Annotated in this window: 22 protein-coding genes; 14 read left to right on the plus strand and 8 right to left on the minus strand. The window is 68.5% G+C overall.

Going from position 1 to position 24,114, the window contains the following annotated elements:
• The first annotated feature begins 14 nt into the window (after window positions 1-14).
• The 6 genes from AC5Y4S_RS15730 (at window position 15) to AC5Y4S_RS15755 (ending at window position 5,658) form a co-directional block, all read left to right on the plus strand.
• Window positions 15-899: a 5-oxoprolinase/urea amidolyase family protein gene (locus tag AC5Y4S_RS15730; RefSeq protein WP_500033640.1), complete on the plus strand. Its 885-nt coding sequence runs from the start codon at window positions 15-17 to the stop codon at window positions 897-899.
• Between the two features lie 34 nt (window positions 900-933).
• A complete protein-coding gene (locus AC5Y4S_RS15735) occupies window positions 934-1,479 on the plus strand; it encodes a GNAT family N-acetyltransferase (protein WP_500033641.1) in 546 nt (181 codons plus the stop codon).
• A 321-nt stretch (window positions 1,480-1,800) separates the two neighbouring features.
• Window positions 1,801-3,183, plus strand: a complete 1,383-nt coding sequence (locus tag AC5Y4S_RS15740) for a nitrate/nitrite transporter (RefSeq protein WP_500033642.1) — start codon at window positions 1,801-1,803, stop codon at window positions 3,181-3,183.
• A 77-nt stretch (window positions 3,184-3,260) separates the two neighbouring features.
• Entirely contained in the window at window positions 3,261-4,412 is a 1,152-nt protein-coding gene (locus tag AC5Y4S_RS15745; protein WP_068180632.1) for a uroporphyrinogen-III synthase, read from the plus strand.
• Window positions 4,403-5,131 carry a sirohydrochlorin chelatase gene (locus tag AC5Y4S_RS15750; protein ID WP_500033643.1) on the plus strand — a complete coding sequence of 243 codons (729 nt, stop codon included), beginning with the start codon at window positions 4,403-4,405 and terminating at the stop codon, window positions 5,129-5,131. Before AC5Y4S_RS15745 ends, AC5Y4S_RS15750 begins: the two co-directional genes overlap by 10 nt.
• Window positions 5,132-5,208: 77 nt before the next feature.
• Window positions 5,209-5,658 (plus strand): TetR/AcrR family transcriptional regulator, encoded by a 450-nt coding sequence (locus AC5Y4S_RS15755; protein WP_500033644.1) that lies wholly within the window; start codon window positions 5,209-5,211, stop codon window positions 5,656-5,658.
• On the opposite strand, the gene nirD is transcribed toward AC5Y4S_RS15755, so the two are convergent.
• Both nirD and nirB read right to left on the minus strand, forming a co-directional pair.
• Window positions 5,655-6,020 (minus strand): nitrite reductase small subunit NirD, encoded by a 366-nt coding sequence (gene nirD / locus AC5Y4S_RS15760; protein ID WP_500033645.1) that lies wholly within the window; start codon window positions 6,018-6,020, stop codon window positions 5,655-5,657. The genes AC5Y4S_RS15755 and nirD overlap by 4 nt on opposite strands.
• Window positions 6,021-6,033: 13 nt before the next feature.
• Window positions 6,034-8,598 carry a nitrite reductase large subunit NirB gene (nirB, locus tag AC5Y4S_RS15765; RefSeq protein ID WP_500033646.1) on the minus strand — a complete coding sequence of 855 codons (2,565 nt, stop codon included), beginning with the start codon at window positions 8,596-8,598 and terminating at the stop codon, window positions 6,034-6,036.
• Between the two features lie 214 nt (window positions 8,599-8,812).
• On the opposite strand from nirB, the gene AC5Y4S_RS15770 reads away from it, so the two are divergent.
• From AC5Y4S_RS15770 to AC5Y4S_RS15790, 5 genes are all read left to right on the plus strand, one after another.
• On the plus strand, window positions 8,813-9,262 hold the full coding sequence (locus AC5Y4S_RS15770) for an Hsp20/alpha crystallin family protein (RefSeq protein WP_500033647.1): 450 nt from the start codon (window positions 8,813-8,815) through the stop codon (window positions 9,260-9,262).
• Window positions 9,263-9,469: 207 nt separating this feature from the next.
• Window positions 9,470-9,766, plus strand: coding sequence for an Rv0250c family protein (locus tag AC5Y4S_RS15775; protein ID WP_068180657.1), 297 nt, complete (start codon window positions 9,470-9,472; stop codon window positions 9,764-9,766).
• A gap of 88 nt (window positions 9,767-9,854) precedes the next feature.
• Window positions 9,855-10,682: a succinate dehydrogenase subunit SdhC gene (gene sdhC, locus AC5Y4S_RS15780; protein WP_500033648.1), complete on the plus strand. Its 828-nt coding sequence runs from the start codon at window positions 9,855-9,857 to the stop codon at window positions 10,680-10,682.
• Between the two features lie 42 nt (window positions 10,683-10,724).
• Window positions 10,725-12,641 carry a fumarate reductase/succinate dehydrogenase flavoprotein subunit gene (locus AC5Y4S_RS15785; protein WP_500033649.1) on the plus strand — a complete coding sequence of 639 codons (1,917 nt, stop codon included), beginning with the start codon at window positions 10,725-10,727 and terminating at the stop codon, window positions 12,639-12,641.
• Window positions 12,641-13,390, plus strand: coding sequence for a succinate dehydrogenase/fumarate reductase iron-sulfur subunit (locus AC5Y4S_RS15790; protein WP_068109427.1), 750 nt, complete (start codon window positions 12,641-12,643; stop codon window positions 13,388-13,390). Before AC5Y4S_RS15785 ends, AC5Y4S_RS15790 begins: the two co-directional genes overlap by 1 nt.
• Window positions 13,391-13,458: 68 nt before the next feature.
• Here AC5Y4S_RS15790 and AC5Y4S_RS15795 read toward each other — a convergent pair whose 3' ends face one another.
• Entirely contained in the window at window positions 13,459-13,947 is a 489-nt protein-coding gene (locus AC5Y4S_RS15795) for a flavin reductase family protein (protein WP_500034028.1), read from the minus strand.
• Window positions 13,948-13,952: 5 nt separating this feature from the next.
• Window positions 13,953-14,996, minus strand: coding sequence for an isopenicillin N synthase family dioxygenase (locus AC5Y4S_RS15800; RefSeq protein WP_500033650.1), 1,044 nt, complete (start codon window positions 14,994-14,996; stop codon window positions 13,953-13,955).
• A 190-nt stretch (window positions 14,997-15,186) separates the two neighbouring features.
• On the opposite strand from AC5Y4S_RS15800, the gene AC5Y4S_RS15805 reads away from it, so the two are divergent.
• On the plus strand, window positions 15,187-17,022 hold the full coding sequence (locus tag AC5Y4S_RS15805) for an acyl-CoA dehydrogenase (RefSeq protein WP_068109420.1): 1,836 nt from the start codon (window positions 15,187-15,189) through the stop codon (window positions 17,020-17,022).
• Between the two features lie 300 nt (window positions 17,023-17,322).
• Here the strand turns inward: AC5Y4S_RS15805 and AC5Y4S_RS15810 are convergent, their stop codons facing one another.
• Window positions 17,323-18,636: an acetyl-CoA C-acetyltransferase gene (locus AC5Y4S_RS15810; RefSeq protein WP_500033651.1), complete on the minus strand. Its 1,314-nt coding sequence runs from the start codon at window positions 18,634-18,636 to the stop codon at window positions 17,323-17,325.
• 152 nt (window positions 18,637-18,788) lie between these two features.
• Between AC5Y4S_RS15810 and AC5Y4S_RS15815 the strand changes: the two genes are divergently transcribed.
• Window positions 18,789-20,153: a 3-oxoacyl-ACP reductase gene (locus tag AC5Y4S_RS15815; RefSeq protein ID WP_500033652.1), complete on the plus strand. Its 1,365-nt coding sequence runs from the start codon at window positions 18,789-18,791 to the stop codon at window positions 20,151-20,153.
• Window positions 20,153-20,998 carry a MaoC/PaaZ C-terminal domain-containing protein gene (locus AC5Y4S_RS15820; protein ID WP_500034029.1) on the plus strand — a complete coding sequence of 282 codons (846 nt, stop codon included), beginning with the start codon at window positions 20,153-20,155 and terminating at the stop codon, window positions 20,996-20,998. Before AC5Y4S_RS15815 ends, AC5Y4S_RS15820 begins: the two co-directional genes overlap by 1 nt.
• On the opposite strand, the gene AC5Y4S_RS15825 is transcribed toward AC5Y4S_RS15820, so the two are convergent.
• From AC5Y4S_RS15825 to AC5Y4S_RS15835, 3 genes are read right to left on the minus strand one after another with little or no spacing between them, the layout of a single operon-like run.
• Window positions 20,995-22,239 carry a chloride channel protein gene (locus tag AC5Y4S_RS15825; RefSeq protein WP_500033653.1) on the minus strand — a complete coding sequence of 415 codons (1,245 nt, stop codon included), beginning with the start codon at window positions 22,237-22,239 and terminating at the stop codon, window positions 20,995-20,997. The genes AC5Y4S_RS15820 and AC5Y4S_RS15825 overlap by 4 nt on opposite strands.
• A gap of 25 nt (window positions 22,240-22,264) precedes the next feature.
• A complete protein-coding gene (locus AC5Y4S_RS15830) occupies window positions 22,265-22,885 on the minus strand; it encodes a TetR/AcrR family transcriptional regulator (RefSeq protein ID WP_068180594.1) in 621 nt (206 codons plus the stop codon).
• A 55-nt stretch (window positions 22,886-22,940) separates the two neighbouring features.
• Window positions 22,941-24,086: a glycoside hydrolase family 3 N-terminal domain-containing protein gene (locus AC5Y4S_RS15835; protein ID WP_500033654.1), complete on the minus strand. Its 1,146-nt coding sequence runs from the start codon at window positions 24,084-24,086 to the stop codon at window positions 22,941-22,943.
• Between the last annotated feature and the right edge of the window lie 28 nt (window positions 24,087-24,114).

Consider the following 24,114-nt stretch of genomic DNA (forward strand, 5'->3'; position numbering starts at 1 on the left):
GCAAGGAGATTGCCGTGCCAACCCTGGAAATCCTGCGCACCGGGCCGTTCGCCGTCGTCCAGGACCTCGGCCGCCCAGGTCTGGCCCACCTCGGCGTCAGCCGGTCCGGGGCCGCCGACCGCCGCGCGCACACGCTCGCCAACCGGCTGGTCGCCAACCCCGACGACCGCGCCACCGTCGAGGTGACCTTCGGCGGCTTTTCCGCCCGCGTCCGCGGCGGCGACGTCGACATCGCGGTGACGGGCGCCGACACCGACCCCACCGTGAACGGAATCAAGTTCGGCACCAACAGCATTCACCACGTCCGCGACGGGCAGGTGATCTCGTTGGGCGCCCCGCGGGCCGGGCTGCGAACGTACCTGGCGGTGCGCGGCGGGATCTGCGTGCAGCCCGTGCTGGGCTCGCGCAGCTACGACGTGATGTCGGCGATCGGCCCGGCGCCGTTGCACAGCGGCGACCGGCTGCCGGTCGGCGAGCACACCGACGACTACCCCGAACTCGACCAGGCGCCGGTGGCGGCGATCAGCGAGCACCTGGTCGAGGTGCAGGTGGTGCCGGGCCCGCGCGACGACTGGTTCACCGATCCCGACGCCCTGGTGCACACGATTTGGATGGCCTCCAACCGCAGCGACCGGGTCGGAATGCGGCTGGAGGGCCGCCCGCTGCAACACCGCTGGCCGGACCGGCAGCTGCCCAGCGAGGGCGCCACCCGCGGCGCAATCCAGGTGCCGCCCAACGGATTACCGGTGATCCTCGGACCCGATCACCCGGTCACCGGCGGGTACCCGGTGATCGGCGTGGTCACCGACGAGGACGCCGACAAGATCGCCCAGGTGCGACCGGGCCAGTACGTGCGCCTGCACTGGGCGCGGCCCCGGGGCGGGCGGTCCTACTCGTAGCGCCCGCCGCTGGAAAGGCTGGTAGACAAAGAGGGTGCAAACCCAGGTCCACACCGCCCGCCTGGTCCACACCGCCGATCTTGACGGCGAGGCACGGCAGCGCGTCCGCCAGATGGTCACCGCCGCCTTCGCGGGCAACTTCACCGACGACGACTGGGAGCACACGCTCGGCGGCATGCACGCGCTGATCTGGCAGCACGGGGCGATCATCGCGCACGCCGCCGTCGTCCAGCGCCGACTGCTCTACCGCGGCAGCGCACTGCGCTGCGGTTACGTCGAAGGGTTCGCGGTGCGGGAGGACTTTCGCGGCCGCGGCCTGGCGCACGCCCTGATGGACGCCGCGGAGCAGGTGATCCGGGGCGCCTACCAGGTGGGTGCCGTCAGTTCGTCTGCCGACGCCCGCGGGGTGTACACCCGGCGAGGGTGGCTGCCCTGGCGCGGACCGACGTCGGTGCTGGCCCCCGCCGGCCCGACGCGCACGCCCGAGGACGACGACGCCGTGTTCGTCCTGCCGGTCGGGGTCAGCCTGGACCCCGCCGCCGAGTTGATGTGCGACTGGCGGGCGGGCGACGTCTGGTAGTCAGCGCGTTTGCGGGCGCGGAATGTATTGCAGCTCACAATAAATCCCGCGGCCGCACGAAATCACTGGCCCCCCGAATTACCCCTCAGCTATTTACCAGATAACTGGGATTCAACTTACAGGCGATATCGGTCGAATAGAGTTGACGGGCTCACGCACTAAATGTGAGCATCGAAATACACGGCGGGCCAAGCCTGTCCTTTCCTCACCCCAACGCGTCCAGGCGATTTCGCCCGTGTGAGCGTTCGCGATATTCCGGCGACACAGGCGTCGCCACACTGACAAACCCGTTGGAAGAGTTGGACGAAAGGTGCAGACCGCATGGGCCGCAACCACCGCATCACGGACTGGAATCCGGAGGACGCGGCGGCCTGGGAGGCCGGCAACAAGAACGTCGCGCGTCGCAACTTGCTTTGCACCGTTGCGGGTGACCACGTCGCCTTTTCGATCTGGACGCTTTGGCCGGTGATGACACTGTTCATGCCCGCATCCGTCTACGGCCTCTCGGCCGGCGACAAGCTGCTGCTCGGCGCGGTCGCCACGCTGGTCGGCGGCTGCGCACGCATCCCCTACACGTTGGGCATCGCCACCTTCGGTGGGCGCAACTGGACGGCCTTCTCGGCGTTCGTCTTGTTGATCCCGACCGTCGGCACCATCGTGCTGATGGCGCATCCCGGGCTGCCGCTGTGGCCCTATGTGGTGTGCGCGGCGCTGACCGGCCTGGGCGGCGGCAACTACGCGGCATCGCTGGCCAACGTGAATGCTTTTTACCCGCAGCGCCTCAAGGGCGCGGCGCTGGCGATCAACGCCGGCGTCGGCAACCTCGGCGTCGCCGTCATCCAGCTGATCGGCCTGCTGGTGCTGGCCACCGCGGGCCACGAAGCGCCGTATTGGGTCTGCGCCGTGTACCTCCTTTTGCTGGCGATCGTCGGCGTCGCCGCGGCTTTGTTCATGGACAACCTCGACCACGGCATCGAGGTCAACACCATGCGCTCGGTCCTCTTCGAGCGCGACACCTATGTGATCTCGCTGCTCTACATCTGCACCTTCGGCTCCTGGATTGGATTCGCGTTTGCGTTCGGCCAGGTGCTGCAGATCAACTTCCAGGAGGCTGGCGAGACCGCCAGGCACGCGTCGCTGCACGCCGCGCAGATCGCCTTCGTGGGGCCGCTATTCGGCTCGCTGGCGCGCATCTACGGCGGCCGGCTGGCCGACCGGCTGGGCGGCAGCCGCGTCACCCTGGGCGTCCTGGGCGGCATGATCGTCGGTGCCGGGCTGCTGGTCGCCATCAGCACCGTCGACGGCCGCGACGGCGGCGGCTCGACAACGATGATCGGCTACGTGATCGGCTTCATCGCGCTGTTCGTGTTGTCGGGGATGGGCAACGGGTCGGTGTTCAAGATGATCCCGTCCGTCTTCGAGGCGCGCAGCCGCGGCCTGGATCTTCCCGATGCCGAGCGGCGGCACTGGTCGAAGGCGATGTCGGGATCGCTGATCGGCTTTTGCTCGGCCGTCGGCGCGCTGGGCGGCGTGGGGATCAACCTGGCGCTGCGCGAGTCCTACCTCAACAGCGGCACCGAAACGTCGGCCTACTGGACGTTTTTGGCGTCCTATGTGCTCGCCGCGATCCTCACCTGGACGCTGTACGTGCGCCGCCCCAGCGTGCCGGAAACCGTCCCCGTAGCAGATCACGCGCGGGTGTGATGGCTGTCGCAACAAGGGCAATGCTGCAGCAATTACGCGGTAACGCAGCGGAAACGTCGCAGGCATACACAGGTCTTATGGCTCAGCCGAGGTCCACGCCGCTGGCCGGCTACCGGGTCGCGGTTACATCATCCCGGCGCGCGGAGGAACTCTGCGCACTGCTGAGCAGGCAGGGCGCGGAGGTCTGCAGCGCGCCCGCGATCAACATGATCGCGCTCCCCGAAGACGACGAATTACAAAGCCACACTGAGGCTTTGATCGCGCAGCCGCCCGACATCCTGGTCGTGCACACCGGCATCGGCTTCCGCGGCTGGCTGGCCGCCGCCGAGGGATGGGGGCTGGCCAACCAGCTGATCGCGTCGTTGTCGAAGACCCGGATCGTTTCGCGGGGGCCCAAGGGCACGGGCGCGGTGCGCGCCGCCGGGCTGCACGAGGAGTGGTCTCCTGAGTCCGAATCCTCACAAGAGGTGCTCGAGTATCTGCTCGAGTCGGGCGTGTCCGGGCTGCGCATCGCCATCCAGCTGCACGGCGCCGCCGACGCCTGGGACCCGTTCCCCGAGTTCATCGGCGGCCTGCGTTTCGCGGGCGCGGAGGTGATCCCCATCCGGGTGTACAGGTGGAAGTCGACACCGTTGGGCGGCGACTTCGATTTGCTGGTGACCGGGATCGCGCGACGGCAATTCGACGCGGTCACCTTCACGTCGGCGCCCGCGGCGGCGGCGGTGCTGGAACGCAGTCGCGACCTGGCCGTCGAGGACCAGGTGCTCGACGCGCTGCGCACCGACGTGCACGCGATGTGCGTCGGCCCGGTGACGTCCAAACCGCTGATCCGCAAAGGCGTCCCCACCTCGTCGCCCGCGCGAATGCGGTTGGGCGCCTTGGCCCGCCACATCGCCGAGGAGCTGCCGCTGCTGGGATCCTCCACGGTGCAGGTGGCCGGCCACACGATCGACATCCGCGGAACGTGCGTGCTGGTGGACGGTGACATCAAGTTGCTGTCGCCGTCGGGGATGTCGGTGCTGCGCGCGCTGGCGCAACGGCCCGGCGATGTCGTCGCGCGCTCCGAGCTGTTGCGGGTGCTGCCCGGCAGCAGCAACGATCCGCACGCCGTCGACACGGCCGTGCTCCGGCTGCGAACGGCCTTGGGCGACAAGAACATCATTGCAACGGTGGTCAAGCGGGGTTACCGGCTCGCCATCGACCCTCCGGGCGGCGCCGAATGGAGCTGATCCTGGCCGCGCACGGCACCCGCAGGCCGGGCGGCGTCGCGATGATCGGAGACCTCGCAGCGCAGGTGAGCGCGCTGCTGGACCGCCGGGTGCAGGTCGCGTTCGTCGACGTGTTGGGCCCGACGCCCGGCGAGGTGCTGTCGCGGGCGGCGGCCACCGGCCGCCCAGCCGTCGTGGTCCCGGCCTTCTTGTCGCGCGGATATCACGTGCGCACCGACGTGCCCGCCCACGTGGCGGCCAGCCGGCACCCGAACGTGACCGTCGCGCCCGCGCTCGGCCCGAGTGGGGATATCGCGCGGATAGTCGCCGACCAGCTGGCGGAATCGGGTTGGCGCCTGGGTGATTCGGTGATCCTTGCGGCGGCCGGCACCACCGACGAAAGGGCGCGAGCCGACCTGCACGTGACCGCGACCACGTTGTCCGCGCTGGTGGGATCGCGGGTGCGGCTCGGATTCGCGGCCACCGGCGATCCGTCCGTGGCCGACGCCGTCGCCGCCGCCCGCCGCGACGGTGCGACTCGCGTCGTCGTCGCCTCCTACCTATTGGCCGACGGCCTGTTCCAACAGCGCCTGCGGGCCAGCGGCGCCGACGTGGTCACCCAACCGCTGGGCACCCATCCCGGCCTGGCGCGCCTGATCGCGAACCGCTTCCGCCGCGCGGCGCCCGGACTTCCGAGGCGGCGAACCCAAGCGCCGCACGCAATTTCGAATCACGCTTGAGCACAGCGGTCGGCTGGCCAGGCACGCCGACGCGCGCGACGCTTGATCTTTGCTCGCATACCGACGATCCTGGCACCATGCCGCGTCGCGAAGAGCCATCGCGTGGGCTGCTCGACCCGGTGGCAAAAATGCTGCGGTTGCCCTTCGGCACACCGGAGTTCATCGATCGGATCGTCACCGGCGGTGTCAACCAGGTGGGCCGCCGGACGTTGTACATGCTGATCACCACCTGGGACGCGGCCGGCGGCGGCCCCTTCGCGGCCAGCGCGATCGCGTCCACCGGACTGGCCAAGACCGCCGAAATCGTGCAGGGCATGTTCATCGGTCCGGTCTTCGGCCCGCTGCTGAAAATGCTGGGGGCCGACAAGGTCGCGGTGCGGGCGTCGCTGTGCGCCTCTCAGTTGGTGGGTCTCGGCATCATGCGCTACGGGGTGCGCTCCGAACCGCTGCACTCGATGTCGGTGGAGGCGCTCGTCGACGCGATCGGCCCGACGATGCAGCGCTACCTGGTGGGCGATATCGGCTAAGCCGCGATCCGGCCGATCTGGATGTGCCCCTCGGGGGTGACGCGCGCCGGGTAAACCGGCACCGACACCCGCGGATCGTCCAGGCAGGAGCCGTCCTCGAGCGCGAAAGCCTGCTTGAGGATGGGTGATTGGACGGTGGCACGGCCGCCGCGGTCGCCGACGATGCCGCGCGAAAGCACGGCGGCGCCGGAGAACGGGTCGACGTTTCCGACCGCGTGCACCGAGCCGTCGTCCAGCCGGAACAACGCCGCCTGCGAACCGTCGTCGAGGAGTACCCCGACGCCACGACCGGGAATCAGGCTGTCGTAGGGGCAGGCGGTGGTCCACACCTGAATGTCCTGAGCGTCGTTGAGAAGTGTCATCGTGTCTCCTTGATTACGACCGAACCCGCGGCATGCCAATGGGCACAGGCACTTTGCGCCCTGCGCGCTCGGTGAACGTCACCGTCGAGTCGACGGCGTCGGGGGCGTTGACGAAGGAAACGAACCGCGACAGCTTGTCCGGGTCCTCCAGCACGCCCTTCCATTCGCACTTGTAGTTCTGCACATGCCGCTCCATTGCGGCCTCGAATTCCTTGGCCAGGCCCAGGGAGTCGTCGCACACGACGTCGCGCACGTGATCCAGGCCGCCGTCCAGCGATTCGACCCACGGCGCGGTGCGCTGCAGCCGATCGGCCGTCCGGATGTAGTACATGAGGAACCGGTCGATATAGCGGACCAGCGTCTCGGTGTCCAAATCGCTGGCCAGCAGCTGAGCGTGCTTGGGCGTCATGCCGCCGTTGCCGCCGACGTAGAGGTTCCACCCCTTCTCGGTGGCGATGACGCCCACGTCCTTGCTGCGCGCCTCGGCGCACTCGCGGGCGCATCCGGAGACGCCGAGCTTGATCTTGTGCGGCGCGCGCAGCCCGCGGTAGCGCAGCTCCAGGTCGATGGCCAGCTGCACCGAATCCTGCTGGCCGTAGCGGCACCAGTCGCTGCCCACGCAGCTCTTCACGGTGCGCAAGGCCTTGCCGTAGGCGTGCCCGGACTCCATGCCGCCGTCGACCAGCCGCTTCCAGATCTGCGGCAGCTGGTCCACGCGGGCACCGAACAGGTCGATCCGCTGCCCGCCGGTGATCTTGGTGTAAAGCCCGAAGTCCTGCGCGATTTGGCCGATTAGGATCAGGTGCTCCGGCTTGATGTCACCGCCGGGGACCCGCGGGACAACCGAGTAGCTGCCGTTCTTTTGGATGTTGGCCAGGAAGTGGTCGTTGGAATCCTGCAGCGAGGCCTGCTCGCCCTCGAGGATGTGCTCCGAGCCGGTGGACGCCAGGATCGAGGCGACCACCGGTTTGCAAATGTCGCAACCCTTTCCGCGGCCGAAGCGCTCCAGCAGGCCCGAGAACGTCCGGATTTCGGTGGCGGTGATGATCTCGAAAAGCTCCGCCCGCGACTGGCTGAAGTGCTCACACAGCGCCTTGGACTGTTCCACGCCCTCGGCTTCCAGCAGCTGCTTCAGCAGCGGCACGCACGACCCGCACGAGGTGCCCGCCGCCGTGCACGACTTGAGCGCGGGCACGTCGGCGCAACCGCCGGCGATGGCTCCCTTCAGGTCGCCCTTGGTGACGTTGTTGCACGAGCAGATCTGCGCCGAATCCGGCAGCGCCCCAACGCCCAGGCCCGGCGCGCCGTCGGCGGATGCCGGCGCGATCAGCGCCAGCGGATCGCCCGGCAACTCGCTGTCGACCATCGGCCGCAGCACCCCGTACGTCGAGGCATCGCCGACCAGGACCCCGCCGAGCAGGGTCTTGGCGTCGTCGGAGAGCACCAGCTTGGCGTAGGTCCGGTTGACCGCGTCGTTGATGGCGACCTCGAGGCAGTTCTCGGTCGCCCCCATCGCGTCGCCGAAGCTGGCGACGTCGACGCCGAGCAGCTTGAGCTTGGTCGACATGTCCGCTTCGCCGAACTCCGCGGCGCCGCCCAGCAGCCGATCCGCCACCACTTCGGCGGAGGTGTAGCCGGGCCCGACCAGGCCGTAGCACCGGCCCCCGATCGCCGCGACCTCGCCGATGGCGTAGATGTCGGGATCGCTTGTCCGGCACGACAAATCGGTGAGCACGCCGCCCCGCTCGGCACGCTCCAGCCCGGCGGCCGCCGCCAGCTCGTCGCGCGGCCGGATGCCGGCCGCGAAGATCACCACGCCGGCATCGATCAGCTCGCCATCGGCCAGGCACACCCGTGCCGACGTCGAGCCGTCCGGATGCGCGACGGCCTCGATCGACTCGGTGCCCGTCCCCACGTGCACGGCGATGCCGAGTTCGGTGACCATGCGGGCCAGCAGCGCGCCGCCGGCCTCGTCGATCTGCTGGGCCATCAACCGCGGCATCATCTCGACGACGTGCGTCTGCAACCCGAACTGGCGCAGCGCATTAGCGGCCTCCAGCCCCAACAGTCCGCCGCCGATGACGACCCCTGCGGTCGCGTGGCCGGCCTGCAGCGTCCGCTGGGCATCGGCGCGGATGGCGTCGAGGTCGTCGAGCGTTCGGTAGACGTGGCACTGCGGCAGGTCGTGACCGGGCACCGGCGGGACAAAGGCATAGGACCCGGTGGCAAGCACCAGGGCGTCGTAGCCATGCCGGTGGCCGTCGGCGGTCACCACGGTCTTTGTGTCGCGGTCGATTTCGGTGACGCGGGCGTTCAGCAGCAGCCGGACCCGGTCGTCGCCGGCGTAGTCGTTGCCCGGCAGCGCCAGTAGTTGACGGTCCCAGCTCTCGGTGTAGGAGGTCAAGCCGACACGGTCGTAGGCCGCGTCGGCCTCCTCCGCCAAAACCGTGATGCGCCAACGCCCTTCGGTGTCGCGGGCTCGGAGCGCCTCGACCAGCCGATGGCCGACCATGCCGTGCCCGACCACAATGACGTGACGCGCAGCACTGTCCGCGCACCAGTTTTCGGATTGGGCCATGCCATGAGGGTAGGGGCGGGAAATTAACTTGGAATCGCCCAATGTGACACCCGCATGACGGCGTGCTCACACCTCACAACGACGGCTGTGAAGCTGTTCGCTGGCGGCGAACGCCCGAGTGGAACTTTAGCGTGGTCGACTCATGTTTGTAGAAATAGCCGGCCGGCAAGGCGCCGGTCACAGCAAACTCACAATGAAGCATAAGGAGATCCCCATGAGCAACCTCGCATTGTGGTCGCGACCGGCCTGGGACACCGACCGCTGGTTGCGCGACTTCTTCGGCCCCGCCGCGGCGACGGACTGGTTCAAGCCGGTGAGCAGCGGTTTCACCCCGGCCGCCGAGATCGTCAAGGATGGCGACGACGCGGTAGTCCGCCTGGAACTGCCGGGTGTTGACGTCGAGAAGGATGTCAACGTAGAGGTCGAGAACGGCCGACTGGTCGTCCACGGCGAACACCGTGACGAGCACGCGGAGGAGCAGAACGGCCGCACCCTGCGCGAGATCCGTTACGGGTCCTTCCGCCGGTCGTTCCAGCTGCCCGCGCACGTCACCGGCGAGGCCGTCACCGCCTCGTACGACGCCGGCGTGCTGACCGTGCGGGTCGCCGGTGCTTATAAGGACCCAGCGGGAACCCAGCCGCAGCGCATCGCGATCACGAAGTAGGTCCGCGACCAGACGCAAAAGCCCACGCACGCAAGGCGTGTCGGGGGCTTTTGCGTCTTCTCGCCGTCCAGCCAGCAGCACGTCGACCGCTCGGCGCTCGGCCGGCCCGTGATGGTGTCCGGCATGAGGCCGAGACGATCGCTACTATCGAGGGCGTACTGTGATCCGCAACACCGTCTGTCCCCCGGAAAGTACGTAGGAGATCCGTTGAGCACCACGACCGAACTCGCCGAACTGCACGACCTCATCGGTGGCCTGCGTCGGTGCGTGAGCTCGTTGCGGGCCCGGTACGGCGACAGCCCGGCGATGCGCCGCATCGTCCTGGACGCCGATCGAATCCTGTCCGACGTCGAACTGCTCGACACGGACGTCTCCGAGTTGGACCTGGACCGCGCCACCGTGCAGCAGTCCGGCGAGAAGATCGTCATTCCCGACACTCAATACGACACCGATTTCTGGCGCGATGTCGACGACGAGGGTGTCGGGGGTCACAACAGGTCCTGACAACCTCGGACAACCGAAGCCCCCCGCGAAGCAGGGGGTTTGCTCTGTGTACCCTTCGACAGACAGCCCGTTCGAAGAGGAACACTAGATGAGCGCACCCACGGCGAACCGTCCTGCGTCCGGTGTCTTTTCACCCACACGCGCCCGCATCCCGCAGCGGACCCTACGCACCGACCGGTGGTGGATGTCGCCGTTGCGGATCGACCTGGGCTTCGCGGCTTTCGTCATCTACGCGACAGCCCGCGCGTTCCAGCAGAATTACTTCTTCGTCCCCAAGTATCACTACCTGACGCCGTTCTACTCGCCGTGCCTCAGCAAGGCCTGCGGTGAGGCCGGCGACATCTGGCCGCAGTTCCTGCCGGACGTGTGGTGGCTGCCCTACGCGGCGCTGTCGCTGCCGTTCCTGCTGCTGTTCCGGCTGACCTGTTACTACTACCGGGGCGCCTACTACCGCACGGTGTGGCAGTCGCCCAGCGCCTGCGCGGTGGCCGAGCCCCGCGTGCACTACACCGGCGAGACCAAGTTCCCGCTGATCGTCCAGAACACCCACCGGTACTTCTTCTATATCGCCGTCATCATCTCGGTCATCAACAGCTACGACGCGATCGTCGCGTTTCATTCCGACAGCGGTCCCGGGGGATTCGGCTTCGGTCTGGGCAACCTGATCCTGCTGGGCAACGTCATCATGCTGTGGATCTATACGCTGTCGTGCCATTCGTGCCGGCACGTGACCGGCGGGCGGCTCAAGCACTTCTCCAAGAACCCTGTGCGGTACTGGATCTGGACGCAGGTCAGCGCCATCAATACCCGGCACAAGCTGTTCGCGTGGATCACGCTGGGCACCCTGATGCTCACCGACTTCTACATCGCGCTGGTGGCCAGCGGCACCATCCCCGATCTGAGATTTGTTGGCTGACAAGCCATTTGACGATTACAGAGAAGAACTGAGCGAGGTTTCATGGTTGAGGTCGAGCGGCACGCCTACGACGTAGTCGTCATCGGCGCCGGCGGCGCGGGATTGCGTGCGGTCATCGAGGCGCGCGAGCGGGGCCTCAAGGTCGCGGTGGTGTGCAAGTCCCTGTTCGGCAAGGCCCACACGGTGATGGCCGAGGGCGGGTGCGCGGCATCGATGGGCAACACCAACCCCAAAGACAACTGGAAGACCCACTTCGGCGACACGATGCGCGGTGGAAAGTTCCTCAACAACTGGCGGATGGCCGAACTGCACGCCAAGGAGGCCCCGGACCGCGTCTGGGAGCTGGAAACCTACGGCGCGTTGTTCGACCGCCTCAAGGACGGCAAGATCAGCCAGCGCAACTTCGGCGGGCACACCTACCCGCGGCTGGCGCACGTCGGCGACCGCACCGGCCTGGAGCTGATCCGCACCATGCAGCAGAAGATCGTTTCGCTGCAGCAGGAGGACTTTGCCGAACTCGGTGACTACGAGGCGCGCATCAGGGTCTTTGCCGAGTGCACCATCACCGAACTGATCAAGGACGGCGACGCCATCGCCGGGGCGTTCGGCTACTGGCGCGAGAGCGGCAACTTCGTGCTGTTCGAGGCGCCGGCGGTGGTGCTGGCCACCGGCGGGATCGGCAAGTCGTTCAAGGTCACCTCCAACTCCTGGGAGTACACCGGTGACGGGCACGCGCTGGCGCTGCGGGCGGGCGCGTCGCTGATCAACATGGAGTTCGTTCAGTTCCACCCGACCGGCATGGTGTGGCCGCCGAGCGTGAAGGGGATCCTGGTCACCGAGGGTGTGCGCGGTGACGGCGGGGTGCTGAAGAACTCCGATGACAAGCGCTTCATGTTCGATTACATCCCGCCGGTGTTCAAGGGCCAGTACGCCGAAACCGCGGACGAGGCCGACCAGTGGCTCAAGGACAACGACTCGGCCCGTCGCACCCCGGACCTGCTGCCGCGCGACGAGGTCGCGCGCGCGATCAACTCCGAGGTCAAGGCCGGCCGGGGCACCCCGCACGGCGGGGTGTACCTCGACATCGCGTCCCGGCTGACGCCCGACGAGATCAAGCGACGGCTGCCGTCGATGTACCACCAGTTCAAGGAGCTGGCCGGGGTCGACATCACCAGGGAGCCAATGGAAGTCGGGCCGACCTGCCACTACGTGATGGGCGGTGTGGAGGTCGACGCCGACACCGGCGCGGCCACCGTCCCCGGACTGTTCGCGGCCGGCGAGTGCTCCGGCGGCATGCACGGCTCCAACCGGCTGGGCGGCAACTCGCTGTCGGACCTGCTGGTGTTCGGCCGGCGCGCCGGGCTGGGCGCCGCCGATTACGTGCGCGCGCTGAGCAGCCGCCCGACGGTCGCCGAGGATGCCGTCGAGACGGCGGCCAAGCGGGCGCTGGCCCCCTTCGAGGGACCGAAGAACGGCGCCGCGGCCGAGAACCCGTACACCCTGCAGCTGGAACTGCAGCAGTCGATGAACGATCTGGTGGGCATCATCCGCAAGTCGGAGGAGATCTCCGAGGCCCTCGGCCGGCTCGAGACACTGCGCGAGCGGTTCAAGAACATCCACGTCGAGGGGCAGCGGCGGTACAACCCCGGCTGGAACCTGGCCATCGACCTGCGCAACATGCTGCTGGTCAGCGAATGCGTGGCCAAGGCCGCGCTGGAGCGCACCGAGAGCCGCGGCGGGCACACCCGCGACGACCACCCGTCGATGGACTCGTCTTGGCGCAAGGTGTTGCTGGTCTGCCGTGCGGCAGGCGGCGACGAGGTAATCCCCGACATCAGCATCACGCGCGAGGATCAGGTGCCGATGCGGCCCGATCTGCTGGAGCTCTTCGAGATCTCCGAGCTGGAGAAGTACTACACCGACGGGGAACTGGCCGACCACCCAGGACGGAGAGGTTAATGACCTACAACGCGACCATGCGGGTGTGGCGCGGCGACGAGGCCGGCGGCGCGCTAGAGGATTTCACGGTTGAGGTCAACGAGGGCGAGGTGGTGCTCGACATCATCCACCGCCTGCAGCAGACGCAGACGCCAGACCTCGCGGTGCGGTGGAACTGCAAGGCCGGCAAGTGCGGGTCCTGCTCGGCGGAGATCAACGGCTACCCGCGCTTGATGTGTATGACCCGGATGTCCACGTTCGCCGAGGACGAGGTGGTGACGGTCACGCCGCTGCGCACGTTCCCGGTGATCCGCGACCTGGTCACCGACGTCTCGTTCAACTACGAAAAGGCCCGCGAGATACCGTCTTTCGCGCCGCCCAAGGACCTGCAGCCCGGCGAGTACCGGATGGCGCAGGTCGACGTGCAGCGCTCGCAGGAGTTCCGCAAGTGCATCGAGTGCTTCCTGTGCCAGACCGTGTGCCACGTGGTCCGCGACCACGAGGAGAACAAGAAGGCGTTCGCCGGCCCGCGCTACCTGATGCGCATCGCCGAGCTGGAGATGCACCCCCTGGACACGCTGGACCGGCGCAACCAGGCGCAGGAAGAGCACGGCCTGGGCTACTGCAACATCACCAAGTGCTGCACCGAGGTGTGCCCGGAGAACATCAAGATCACCGACAACGCGCTGATCCCGATGAAGGAGCGCGTCGCGGACCGCAAGTACGACCCCGTGGTCTGGCTGGGTAACAAGCTGTTCCGCCGCGGCTAGGTTCGCCGAGTCTGCGCTCAGAGCGCGGAATTCGCTGCATCACCCGCGCTGGGCGCAGTCTCGGTGGCCTAGGCGCCGAGGCGGCGGAACGTGCTGCGGTGAAACACGATGGGCGCCACCTCGGCGTCGACCGTCACCTCGTTGACCCGCAGCACGACGATGGTGTGGTCCCCCGCCGGGATCAGCTGCTCGATCGCGCTCTCCAGCCACAGGCCGGTGCCCTTGATGAAGACCGCGCCGCTGTCGTAGGACACCGTTTCCAGACCGGCGAACCGGTCGCCGGTCTTGGCCGCCAGGGCGCGGGCGGCCTCGTCGTGGACCTCGCCGAGCACGCTGATGCCCAGCATCGGAACGCCCTTGAGCTTGGGCCATGTCGTCGAGGTGTTCTGCACACAGAACGACACCAGCGGCGGCTCGAGCGAGACGGGGACGAAGGTGCTGGCGGCCAAGCCTTCTCGGATCCCCTCGACCTCGGCGGCGATGGCCACCACGCCGGACGGAAAGTGGCCGAAGGCCTCACGAAGTGTGGACGGTGTCAGGTTCTTGTTCGAGTTCACCGTGGTCATTCGCCCCTTGCGCCGAGAACGGAATTCTCGCCCCCGACCCTACCTGCCGAATATCCATGGGCTGAAGCCACATCCGGATGCGCCCGCAGTCTGCTCTTCCACGCGTTGCGGCCGTAGACCGAGAAGATCGGGTCCGACGGATCGTCCCTTTTGCCGGCGCGGGCGGCGAGTGCGCTCAATTCCTCGGGCAGCGCCAGCACCGGGATCTGCGCGTCGAGTCGCGGGTTGAAGAAGTACGGCACCGAAATGCGCTCTTCGGCAGGACCGCCCAGGTGCACCCGGTGCTCGGTGGCCCGCAGGTAACCGCCCGTCGCCACCTCGAGCAGCTCGCCGATGTTGACGATGAACGCGCCCTCCACCGGCGGGACGTCGACCCAGTCGCCGCCCCGGGCGGGGCGTACCTGCAGGCCGCGGCTGCCCGGCTCCGCCAGTAGCAGCGTGAGCACCCCGGCGTCGCGGTGCGCGCCCACGCCTTGGGGGCTGGCCGCCCGGGCGGGGTAGCGGATGATCTTGATCAGCGTGGCCGGCGCGTCGGCGAACGCGGCGTCGAACGCGTTCGGAGCGCTGCCCAGCGACGCCGCCCAGTGCCGTAGCAAGGTGCGGGCCACCGCGGAAAGCGCGGCGTCCCACTCGCCGACGATGCCGGGCAACTCGGGCACGGCCTCGGGCCACTGATTCGGGCCCTGCAGCCACAGGTAGTCCGGCTTGCCGGGGCCGCCGATCGGCGGGCGTTCCGGGCCGAGGTCGATCTGCTCGCGCCAGTCCACCCGGCCTCGGGTGAGCTCGCCGCCCAGCCGGGTGTAGCCGCGGAAATGCGGGCTGCGCACCATCGCGATCGCGTCCTTGTCGGCTTGCGGCAGCGCAAACAACCGGCGCGCCGCGTCGAGCAGCCGGGCGGTGAGTTCGCCGGGCACGTCGTGGCCGATCAGGTAGAAGAATCCGACCTCGTGGGCGGCCGCGCGCAGGCGCTCCCGCAGCGCTTCGGGGGCGGCCCCAAGGTCCACCACGGGCAGCGTTGTGACGCGCCTCACGTCCGTCATGGCCACATCATCTCCGCAGGTCGGGCGCGTAAAGGGGGACTTCCCAACCGGTTGGTTAGTTAGACGGTGGAATTTAGCTCACACTCGCTTGCTTCGGCGACAATAACGGTTATATTTTAGGGCAGTTACTGGTGGGTAACTTAGACCTAGTACCCAACCACAAGTGGCATTCTCAACGAGGAGGAACGTAGTGAGCCACTACAAGAGCAACGTCCGTGACCAGGTGTTCAACCTGTTCGAAGTCTTCGGCGTTGACAAGGCATTAGGCCAAGGCGAGTACAGCGACCTCGACGTCGACACCGCCCAGGAAATGCTGTCCGAGATCAGCCGCCTGGCCGAGGGACCGGTCGCGGAGTCGTTCGTCGAGGGCGACCGCAACCCGCCGGTCTTCGACCCCGAGACCCATTCGGTGACGCTGCCGGAATCCTTCAAGGAGTCCGTCCGCGCCGTCACCGAGGCCGGCTGGGACAAGGCCGGCATCGACGAGGCGCTCGGCGGCATGCCGATGCCCAAGGCGCTGCTGTGGGCGCTGCACGAGCACATCCTGGGCGCCAACCCCGCCGTGTGGATGTACGGCGGCGGCGCCGGGTTCGCCAACATCCTCTACCACCTCGGCACCGAGGAGCAGAAGAAGTGGGCCGTGACGGCCGCCGAGCGCGGCTGGGGTTCGACCATGGTGCTGACCGAGCCGGACGCCGGTTCGGACGTGGGCGCCGGGCGCACCAAGGCGGTCCAGCAGGAGGACGGGTCCTGGCACATCGACGGTGTGAAGCGCTTCATCACCTCGGGTGACTCCGGCGACCTGTTCGAGAACATCTTCCACCTGGTGCTGGCCCGCCCCGAGGGTGCGGGCCCGGGCACCAAGGGGCTGTCGCTGTTCTTCGTGCCCAAGTTCCTGTTCGACTTCGAGACCGGCGAGCTGGGCGAGCGCAACGGCGTGTTCGTCACCAACGTCGAGCACAAGATGGGCCTCAAGGTCTCCGCGACCTGCGAGCTCTCGCTCGGCCAGCACGGCGTGCCCGCCAAGGGCTGGCTGGTCGGCGAGGTGCACAACGGCATCGCGCAGATGTTCGAGGTCATCGAGCAGGCCCGCATGATGGTCGGCACCAAGGCGATCGCCACCCTGTCGACCGGCTACCTGAACGCGCTGGAGTACGCCAAGTCCCGCGTGCAGGGCGCCGACATGACCCAGATGACCGACAAGACCGCGCCGCGCGTGACCATCACGCACCACCCGGACGTGCGCCGCTCGCTGATGACCCAGAAGGCCTACGCCGAGGGTCTGCGCGCGCTGTACCTGTTCACCGCGACCTACCAGGACGCGGCGGTCGCCGAGGCGCTGCACGGTGTGGACGCCGAGCTGGCGGTGAAGGTCAACGACCTGATGCTGCCGGTGGTCAAGGGTGTGGGCTCCGAGCAGGCGTACGCCAAGCTCACCGAGAGCCTGCAGACCTTCGGTGGGTCCGGCTTCCTGCAGGACTACCCGATCGAGCAGTACATCCGTGACGCCAAGATCGACTCGCTCTACGAGGGCACCACGGCCATCCAGGCGCAGGACTTCTTCTTCCGCAAGATCGTCCGCGACAAGGGTGTGGCCCTGGCCCACGTGTCCGGGGAGATCCAGAAGTTCGTCGACAGCGAGTCCGGCAACGGCCGGCTCAAGACCGAGCGCGAGCTGCTCGGCAAGGCGCTGACCGACGTGCAGGCCATGGCGGCCACCCTGACCGGCTACCTGATGGCCGCGCAGGAGGACGTCACCAGCCTCTACAAGGTGGGCCTGGGCTCGGTGCGCTTCCTGATGAGCGTCGGCGACCTGGTCATCGGCTGGTTGCTGCAGCGTCAGGCCGCGGTCGCGGTGGCGGCGCTGGACGCCGGCGCCAGCGGCGCCGAGCGGTCCTTCTACGAGGGCAAGATCGCGGTGGCATCGTTCTTCGCGAAGAACTTCCTGCCCCTGCTGGCCAGCACCCGCGAGGTCATCGAGACGCTGGACAACGACATCATGGAGCTCGACGAGGCGGCGTTCTAGGCCGCCTGGGCCCGCCCAGCTGAATTACCAAGGTCCCCCGCTTCCACGTTGAAGCGGGGGACCTTGTGTCTGTGGCCCGGGCGAGCAAAAAAGACCGCCGCTGGATCCCCTCACTCCAGCGGCGGCCCTTTTCGCCCCCCCGTCGCTGACCGGCGGTCGATTAGGGGACGCCCCGTATTGCCGTCGGGGTCGGGGGGTCAGACCACAACACGGGGCTATCCGGTCGGTCGGATACCCGCGTCCCCGGGTTCGTAACCGAGTGTGACCGAATTCATTCGCCCCGATGGTTGGGGCGGCCGATCAGGCCTCCAGGATCGCCGCGACGCCCTGGCCGCCGGCCGCGCAGATGGAGATCAGCGCCCGAAGGGTGCCGCCGCCCTTCTGCTCGGCTTTCTTCTCGGCCAGCTGCTTGGCGGCCTGCGCCAGGATCCGACCGCCGGTGGCCGCGAAGGGATGGCCGGCGGCCAACGACGACCCGTTGACGTTGAGCTTGGACCTGTCGATCGACCCGAGCGCGGCGTCGAGCCCCAGCCGCTCCTTGCAGTACTCCTCGGATTCCCACGCCTGCAGGTGCGCGAGCACCACTGACGCGAACGCCTCGTGGATCTCGTAGAAGTCGAAGTCCTGCAGGCTGAGTCCGTTTCTGGCCAGCAAGCGGGGCACCGCGTACGTCGGCGCCATCAGCAGCCCGTCGCGCCCGTTGACGTAGTCCACGGCGGCGGTCTCGGCGTCCACCAGGTACGCCAGCGGCGTCAACGAGTGGGCGGCTGCCCACTCGTCGCTGGCCAGCAGCGCGACCGACGCACCGTCCGTCAGGGGGGTGGAGTTGCCGGCCGTCATCGTCGCGTCGCCGTTCTTCACCCCGAAGACGGGACGCAGCGTCGCGAGCTTTTCGGTGCTGGCGTTGGCCCGCAGATTGTCGTCGCGGTAGAGCCCGAGGAACGGGGTGACGAGGTCGTCGAAGAAGCCCCGGTCGTAGGCGGCGGCCATGTTGCGGTGGCTGGCCACGGCCAGCGCGTCCTGGTCGACGCGCTTGATGCCCATCTGCTTGGCGGTGATGGCGGCGTGCTCGCCCATCGACAACCCGGTGCGCGGCTCGCTGTTGGCCGGGATCTCGATCCCCAGGGTGGCGGGCAGTGTGCCCACCAGCTTGAGCCGTTGCAGGTTCGACTTGGACCTGCGCAGCTTGAGCAGCTGGCGGCGCAGGTTGTCGCCCAGGCCGATCGGCGGGTCGGAGGTGGTGTCCACCCCACCGGCCGCGACCACCTCGTAGCGACCGGAGGCGACGCCGTCGGCCGCGGCGATCGCGGCCTGCAGCCCCGTCCCGCACGCCTGCTGGACGTCGAACGCGGGCGTGTACGACGACAGCTCGGAACCCAGCACGCATTCGCGGGTCAGGTTGAAGTCGCGGCTGTGCTTGAGCACGGCGCCGCCGACGACGACGCCCAGCCGCTCGCCGGCCAGCCCGAACCGGTCCACCAGCCCGTCCAGGGCCGCAGTGAACATGTCCTGGTTGGACGCCTCCGCGTACGCGCCGTCCGATCGCGCGAACGGGATGCGATTGCCGCCCAGTACCGCGACTGGTCGCCTGGTCTTAGAACTCGCTGGGGCCACTTTTCTCTCCGTGCATCTCCGGGTACATCACTTTTTGAACCGGCCGTTGTTCGCCATAGTACCCACTGTTCTTACTCTGAAGTAAGTTCGTCCCGATACCGTTGGTGGATAACGGGCACGACAGCGCCCGAACACACATGGAAGGCAGCTCAGTGGCTCCAAAAAGCTCGTCCGATCTCTTCTCGCAGGTGGTCAACTCCGGCCCCGGATCGTTTCTGGCAAAGCAACTCGGCATTCCGCAGCCCGAGACGCTGCGCCGGTACCGGCCCGGCGAACCGCCGCTGGCGGGGTCGCTGCTGATCGGCGGTGAGGGCCGGGTGGTCGAGCCGCTGCGCGCCGCCCTGGATTCCGACTACGACGTGGTGGGCGCCAACCTGGGCGGCCGCTGGGCCGACAAGTTCGGCGGGCTGGTCTTCGACGCCACCGGCATCACGACGCCTGCCGGGCTCAAGGGCCTCTACGAGTTCTTCACCCCGGTGCTGCGCAACCTGGGCCACAACGCGCGCGTCGTGGTCGTCGGCACCACGCCCGACGCCGCCGCCGGCACCGACGAGCGCATCGCGCAGCGCGCGTTGGAGGGCTTCACCCGCTCGCTCGGCAAGGAGCTGCGCAACGGGTCGACCGCACAGCTGGTGTACCTGTCGCCGCACGCGAAACCCGCCGCGACCGGGCTGGAATCCACGATGCGCTTCCTCCTGTCCGGCAAGTCCGCCTACGTCGACGGCCAGGTCTTCTACGTCGGCGAGGCCGACTCCACCCCGCCCGCCGACTGGGAACGGCCGCTGGACGGCAAGGTGGCGATCGTGACCGGCGCCGCCCGCGGCATCGGCGCCTGCATCGCCGAGGTGTTCGCCCGCGACGGCGCCCGCGTCGTCGCGATCGACGTGGAGTCTGCCGCCGAGGCTTTGGCCGAGACCGCCAGCCGGGTCGGGGGCACGCCGTTGTGGCTGGACGTCACCGCCGACGACGCCGCCGCCTTGATCACCGAACACCTGAACGACCACTACGCCGGGCACGCCGACGTCCTGGTCAACAACGCCGGCATCACCCGCGACAAGCTGCTCGTCAACATGGACGAGGCGCGCTGGGACGCCGTGCTCGCGGTGAATCTGCTTGCCCCGCAACGGCTCACCGAGGGCCTGGTCGGCAACGGCAGCCTCGGCGAGGGGGGCCGGGTGATCGGCCTGTCGTCGATGGCCGGCATCGCGGGCAACCGCGGGCAGACCAACTACGCCACCACCAAGGCCGGCATGATCGGCCTGACCCAGGCGCTGGCGCCGGGACTCTACGAGAAGGGCATCACAATCAACGCGGTCGCGCCGGGGTTCATCGAAACCCAGATGACGGCGGCCATCCCGCTGGCCACCCGCGAGGTCGGCCGCCGGATGAACTCGCTGCTGCAAGGTGGGCAGCCCGTCGACGTCGCCGAGACGATCGCCTACTTCGCCAGCCCGGCGTCAAACGCGGTGACGGGCAACGTCATCCGCGTCTGCGGCCAGGCGATGTTGGGGGCATGATGAACCAGCCCAGCGGTTTGCGAAACATGCTGCGCGCGGCGGCCGGGGCGCTGCCCCTGCTGCCCCGCTCCGACCAGCTGCCCAGCCGCACGGTGACCGTCGAGGAACTGCCCATCGACCAGACGAACGTGGCCGAGTACGCGGGCGTCACCGGCCTGCGCTATGGCAACCACGTGCCGCTGACCTACCCGTTCGCGTTGACCTTTCCCACCATGATGTCTCTGGTGACCGGCTTCGACTTTCCTTTTGCCGCAATGGGATCGGTGCACACCGAGAACCACATTAAGCAGTACCGCCCGATCGCGGTGACCGACACCGTCGGTGTGCGCGTGCACGCCGAGAACCTGCGCGAACACCGCAAGGGCCTGCTGGTGGACCTGGTGACCGACGTGAGCGTCGGTAACGACGTCGCGTGGCACCAGGTGACCACCTTCCTGCACCAGCAGCGCACCAGCCTGTCCGACGAGCCCAAGCCGCCGCCGCAGAAGCAGCCGAAGCTGCCCCCGCCGAGCACCGTGTTGCGGATCAGCCCCGGCCAGATCCGTCGCTACGCGGCCGTCGGCGGTGACCACAACCCGATCCACACCAACCCGATCGCCGCCAAGCTGTTCGGGTTCCCGACCGTCATCGCGCACGGGATGTTCAGCGCCGCAGCGGTTCTGGCCAACATCGAGGCCCGGATTCCCGACGAGGCGCAGTACTCGGTGCGGTTCGGCAAGCCGCTGGTGCTGCCCGGCACCGCGGGGCTGTACGTCGATCAGGGCGACGACGGCGGCTGGGACCTTTCGCTGCGCAACATCGCGAAGGGGTATCCCTATCTGACCGGCAGCGTCCGCGCCCTCTAGCCCGTCCGCGCCGGCCTGCGGCCGACCGCGAGCACCTTCAATCCGTATGCGCCGCAGGCGGTCAGCAGGAACACTCCGAACAGCCACAGCGGGGGGTGGGCGAGCTCCCAGACGAAGATCGCCGCCCAGATCGGCGAGCCCTGGGTCACCGCGAGCACGCCGGCGGCCCCCGCCAGCGAGACGGCCGGGGTGTGCATATGGGTCCCGGCTGCCCAATTGACCGCGAGCACCAGGGCCGATCCCGCGGCCGCGCCGGTGGCCAGCGACGGGGTGAGCATTCCGCCGGCGCCGCCGGCGCGCAGGAACAGCGCCGTCAGCAGCGGTTTCAACACCAGGATGACCAGGGCGGCCGACAGGGTCATGCGGCTGGCCAGGCTGACGGTCAGGATGCTGCGGCCGTTGCCGGGCAACTCCGGCCACCAGTGCGAGCAGATGCCCATCACCAGGCCGGCGCCCGCCAGCGCCGGAACCAGGACCCACGACCGCATCACCCGGGCCGGCCGCGCGGCCGCCATCAGCCACTTGAACGCCAATCCCACCGCGAGGGCGACCGGCGCCAGGATCAGCCCATGCGCGGTCAGCAGATACGACGATTCGGCGCTGGGCCAGGCCAGGCTCGGCTGATCGTGGGTTTCGGCCGAGCAGATCGCGACGGCCAGGCTGGACGTGAGGCACGCGGCGCCCACCGCCCGCGGGTGCCAGGTGTTGAGCATAATCCGCACCGCGAACAGCGCGCCGGCCAGCGGCACGGCGTAGACGGCGCCCAGGCCCGCGCCGGCCGCGCAGGCCAGCAAGACCTCGCGGTCGTGGCTGGACAGCCGCTTCAGCCACGCGGTGGCGAAATCGCCCAGGGCAGCGGCAAATTGGCGCGGGGCGCCTTCGCGGCCCAGGGAGGCGCCGGAGCCGACCAGCAGCACCTGCAACACGGCGTCGACGCTCCATGCCAGCCGCGGGATCGGCTCGCGGCGGGCGATGGTCTGGGCCAGCGGCGGCACCGGGGTGCGGCGCCGCAGGATCCACCAACCCAGGCCCGCCAGCGCCCCGCCGACCATCGGCCCCAGCGCGCGCCGGACCGGGCTGCTGCCGGTGATCCCGTTGAGTAGTGTGCCGAAACTGTAGTGGTAGGTGACGTGCTCGACGAACCGCAGCACCTCCGTCGTCGCCAGCCCGGCGACCCCGGCCAGCAACCCGACGATGACTACCGCGCAAAAGAAGTCGAGGTTGCGAGCCGACGAGTGCACCCCACGAATGTAGGGGCTAGCCGGCTTATCCGGCTTGTGAGGCGGCTTCCCGATCCTCCGGCGTGCCGCGCAGACCGTGCCAGAACAGGTCGAACATCAGCTCGGCCGCCTCGTCGACGCCGATGTCGCCGGTGGACAGCCGGTTGGCCATCGCCTCGCCGCCGCCGACCAGCGCCACCGCCATCATCTGATACTCGGCGTCCGAGCGTGGGGTGCGGCTGCCCGCCCGCATCAGCTCCGCTACCAATTCGATGATCTGCTCACGTCCCTCGCGCACCGTGTGCGCGAACGCCTGCGAGCTGATGGCCTGGGTGTACATCACGATCCAGGACGCGCGGTTGGCGTCGATGTAACGCATGAACGACCCGATAGCGTTGCGCAGCAAGTCCTTTGGGCTCTGGGCGAAGTTGATGTCGGCGCGCACCGCGTCGACGAACCGCCCCAGCTCGCGGTCCAGGCAGGCGCCGAACAGGTCCTCCTTGGAGCCGTAATACAGGTACAGCATCGGCTTGGAGATCTGCGCCTCGGCGGCGATCGCGTCCATCGACGTCTCGTGATAACCGTTGACGGAGAACATTTGCACGGCGGCGTCGAGCATCTGCTGTTCGCGGACAGCACGCGGTAACCGCTTGGTACCACCCGCCATCGTTGTTGCCTCTCTAGCCGCCAATCTGACTACAGGGTAACGAGGATGCGGCACATTAGCGGCCACATGTTCGATTGGCGCCCTTCATCGTCGCCACCCGCACCACCGACGCGTCGACCGCCGGCATCGGCAGTTCGCCGGCGGCCACGGCCTTTTCCAGCCGGTCCAGGACCGCGGGCACCTCCTCGATGCTGACCCACAGCGCCACGTCGGTACCCGCCTGCAGCGTGCGCAGCACCGCCTCGGACACGCCGTATCGATCGGAGATCGCGGCCATGCTGGACAGGTCGTCGCTGAACACCGGCCCGTTGAAGGGCGGGGCGCCGTAGCCGGTGCCATCGCGCAGCAACTGCACCGCGGCCCGGCTCAGGCTGGCGGGGTCGTCGCCGGTCAGCCCGGGGACCTGCAGGTGACCGATCATGACTGCGACCGGGAGCTGGGCCACCAGCGTCCGATATGGCACGAGGTCGTTGGCCTGTAGGTCGCTCAGCGGCGGCGTGACGACGCCGCCCTTGTGTGAATCGCCCGAGCCGTGACCATGGCCGGGGAAGTGCTTGAGCACCGGCAGCAGCCCGGCGTCGCGCAGGCCCTGCGCGTAGGCCCTGGCGTAGGCGGTCACGGTGTTCGGGTCCGCGCTGAATGAGCGGTCGCCGATGACGCCGTCCGGCGCATCGGTGACGTCGACCACAGGGGCGAAGTCGATGGTGATACCCAGGTCGCGCATCTTCTTGCCGCGCTCCACTTCGAGGTCGTGTACTTGCTGGACCGTCTGGGTCTGCGCCAGCTGCCGGGCCGACGGGGCCACCCCGATCAGCGACTTCAACCGCGATACCCGGCCACCTTCCTCGTCGACGCCGACCGCCAGCGGCAGGGGCCCCGCGCTGTGGGCGACCTCGGCCAGCCCGCCCTTGAAAATCGAGAGGTCCGTCCAGCCACCGATGATGATCCCGCCGACGTGGGACTCATTGACGACGGTTCGGGCTTCGTCGGCGTTCCGCACGCCCACCATCAGCAGTTGTGCCAGCTTGTCACGGGTCGACAGCGCGGCCGGGACGGCCGGCGGATCGGCACATACCGGCGGCGCGGGGGCGGCGGCCGGCTTGCTCGACGAGGCCGCCGGTGGGCGGGCGGCGTGGTGGCCACAGCCGGCCAGCAGGGCGGTCGCGGCGACGAGCACGGCCAGGATGCGGGGGAAGGGCATCGGGCCATGTTGTCACGGCGGGCGTTTC

The organism is Mycobacterium sp. NGS64 (assembly GCF_059812245.1).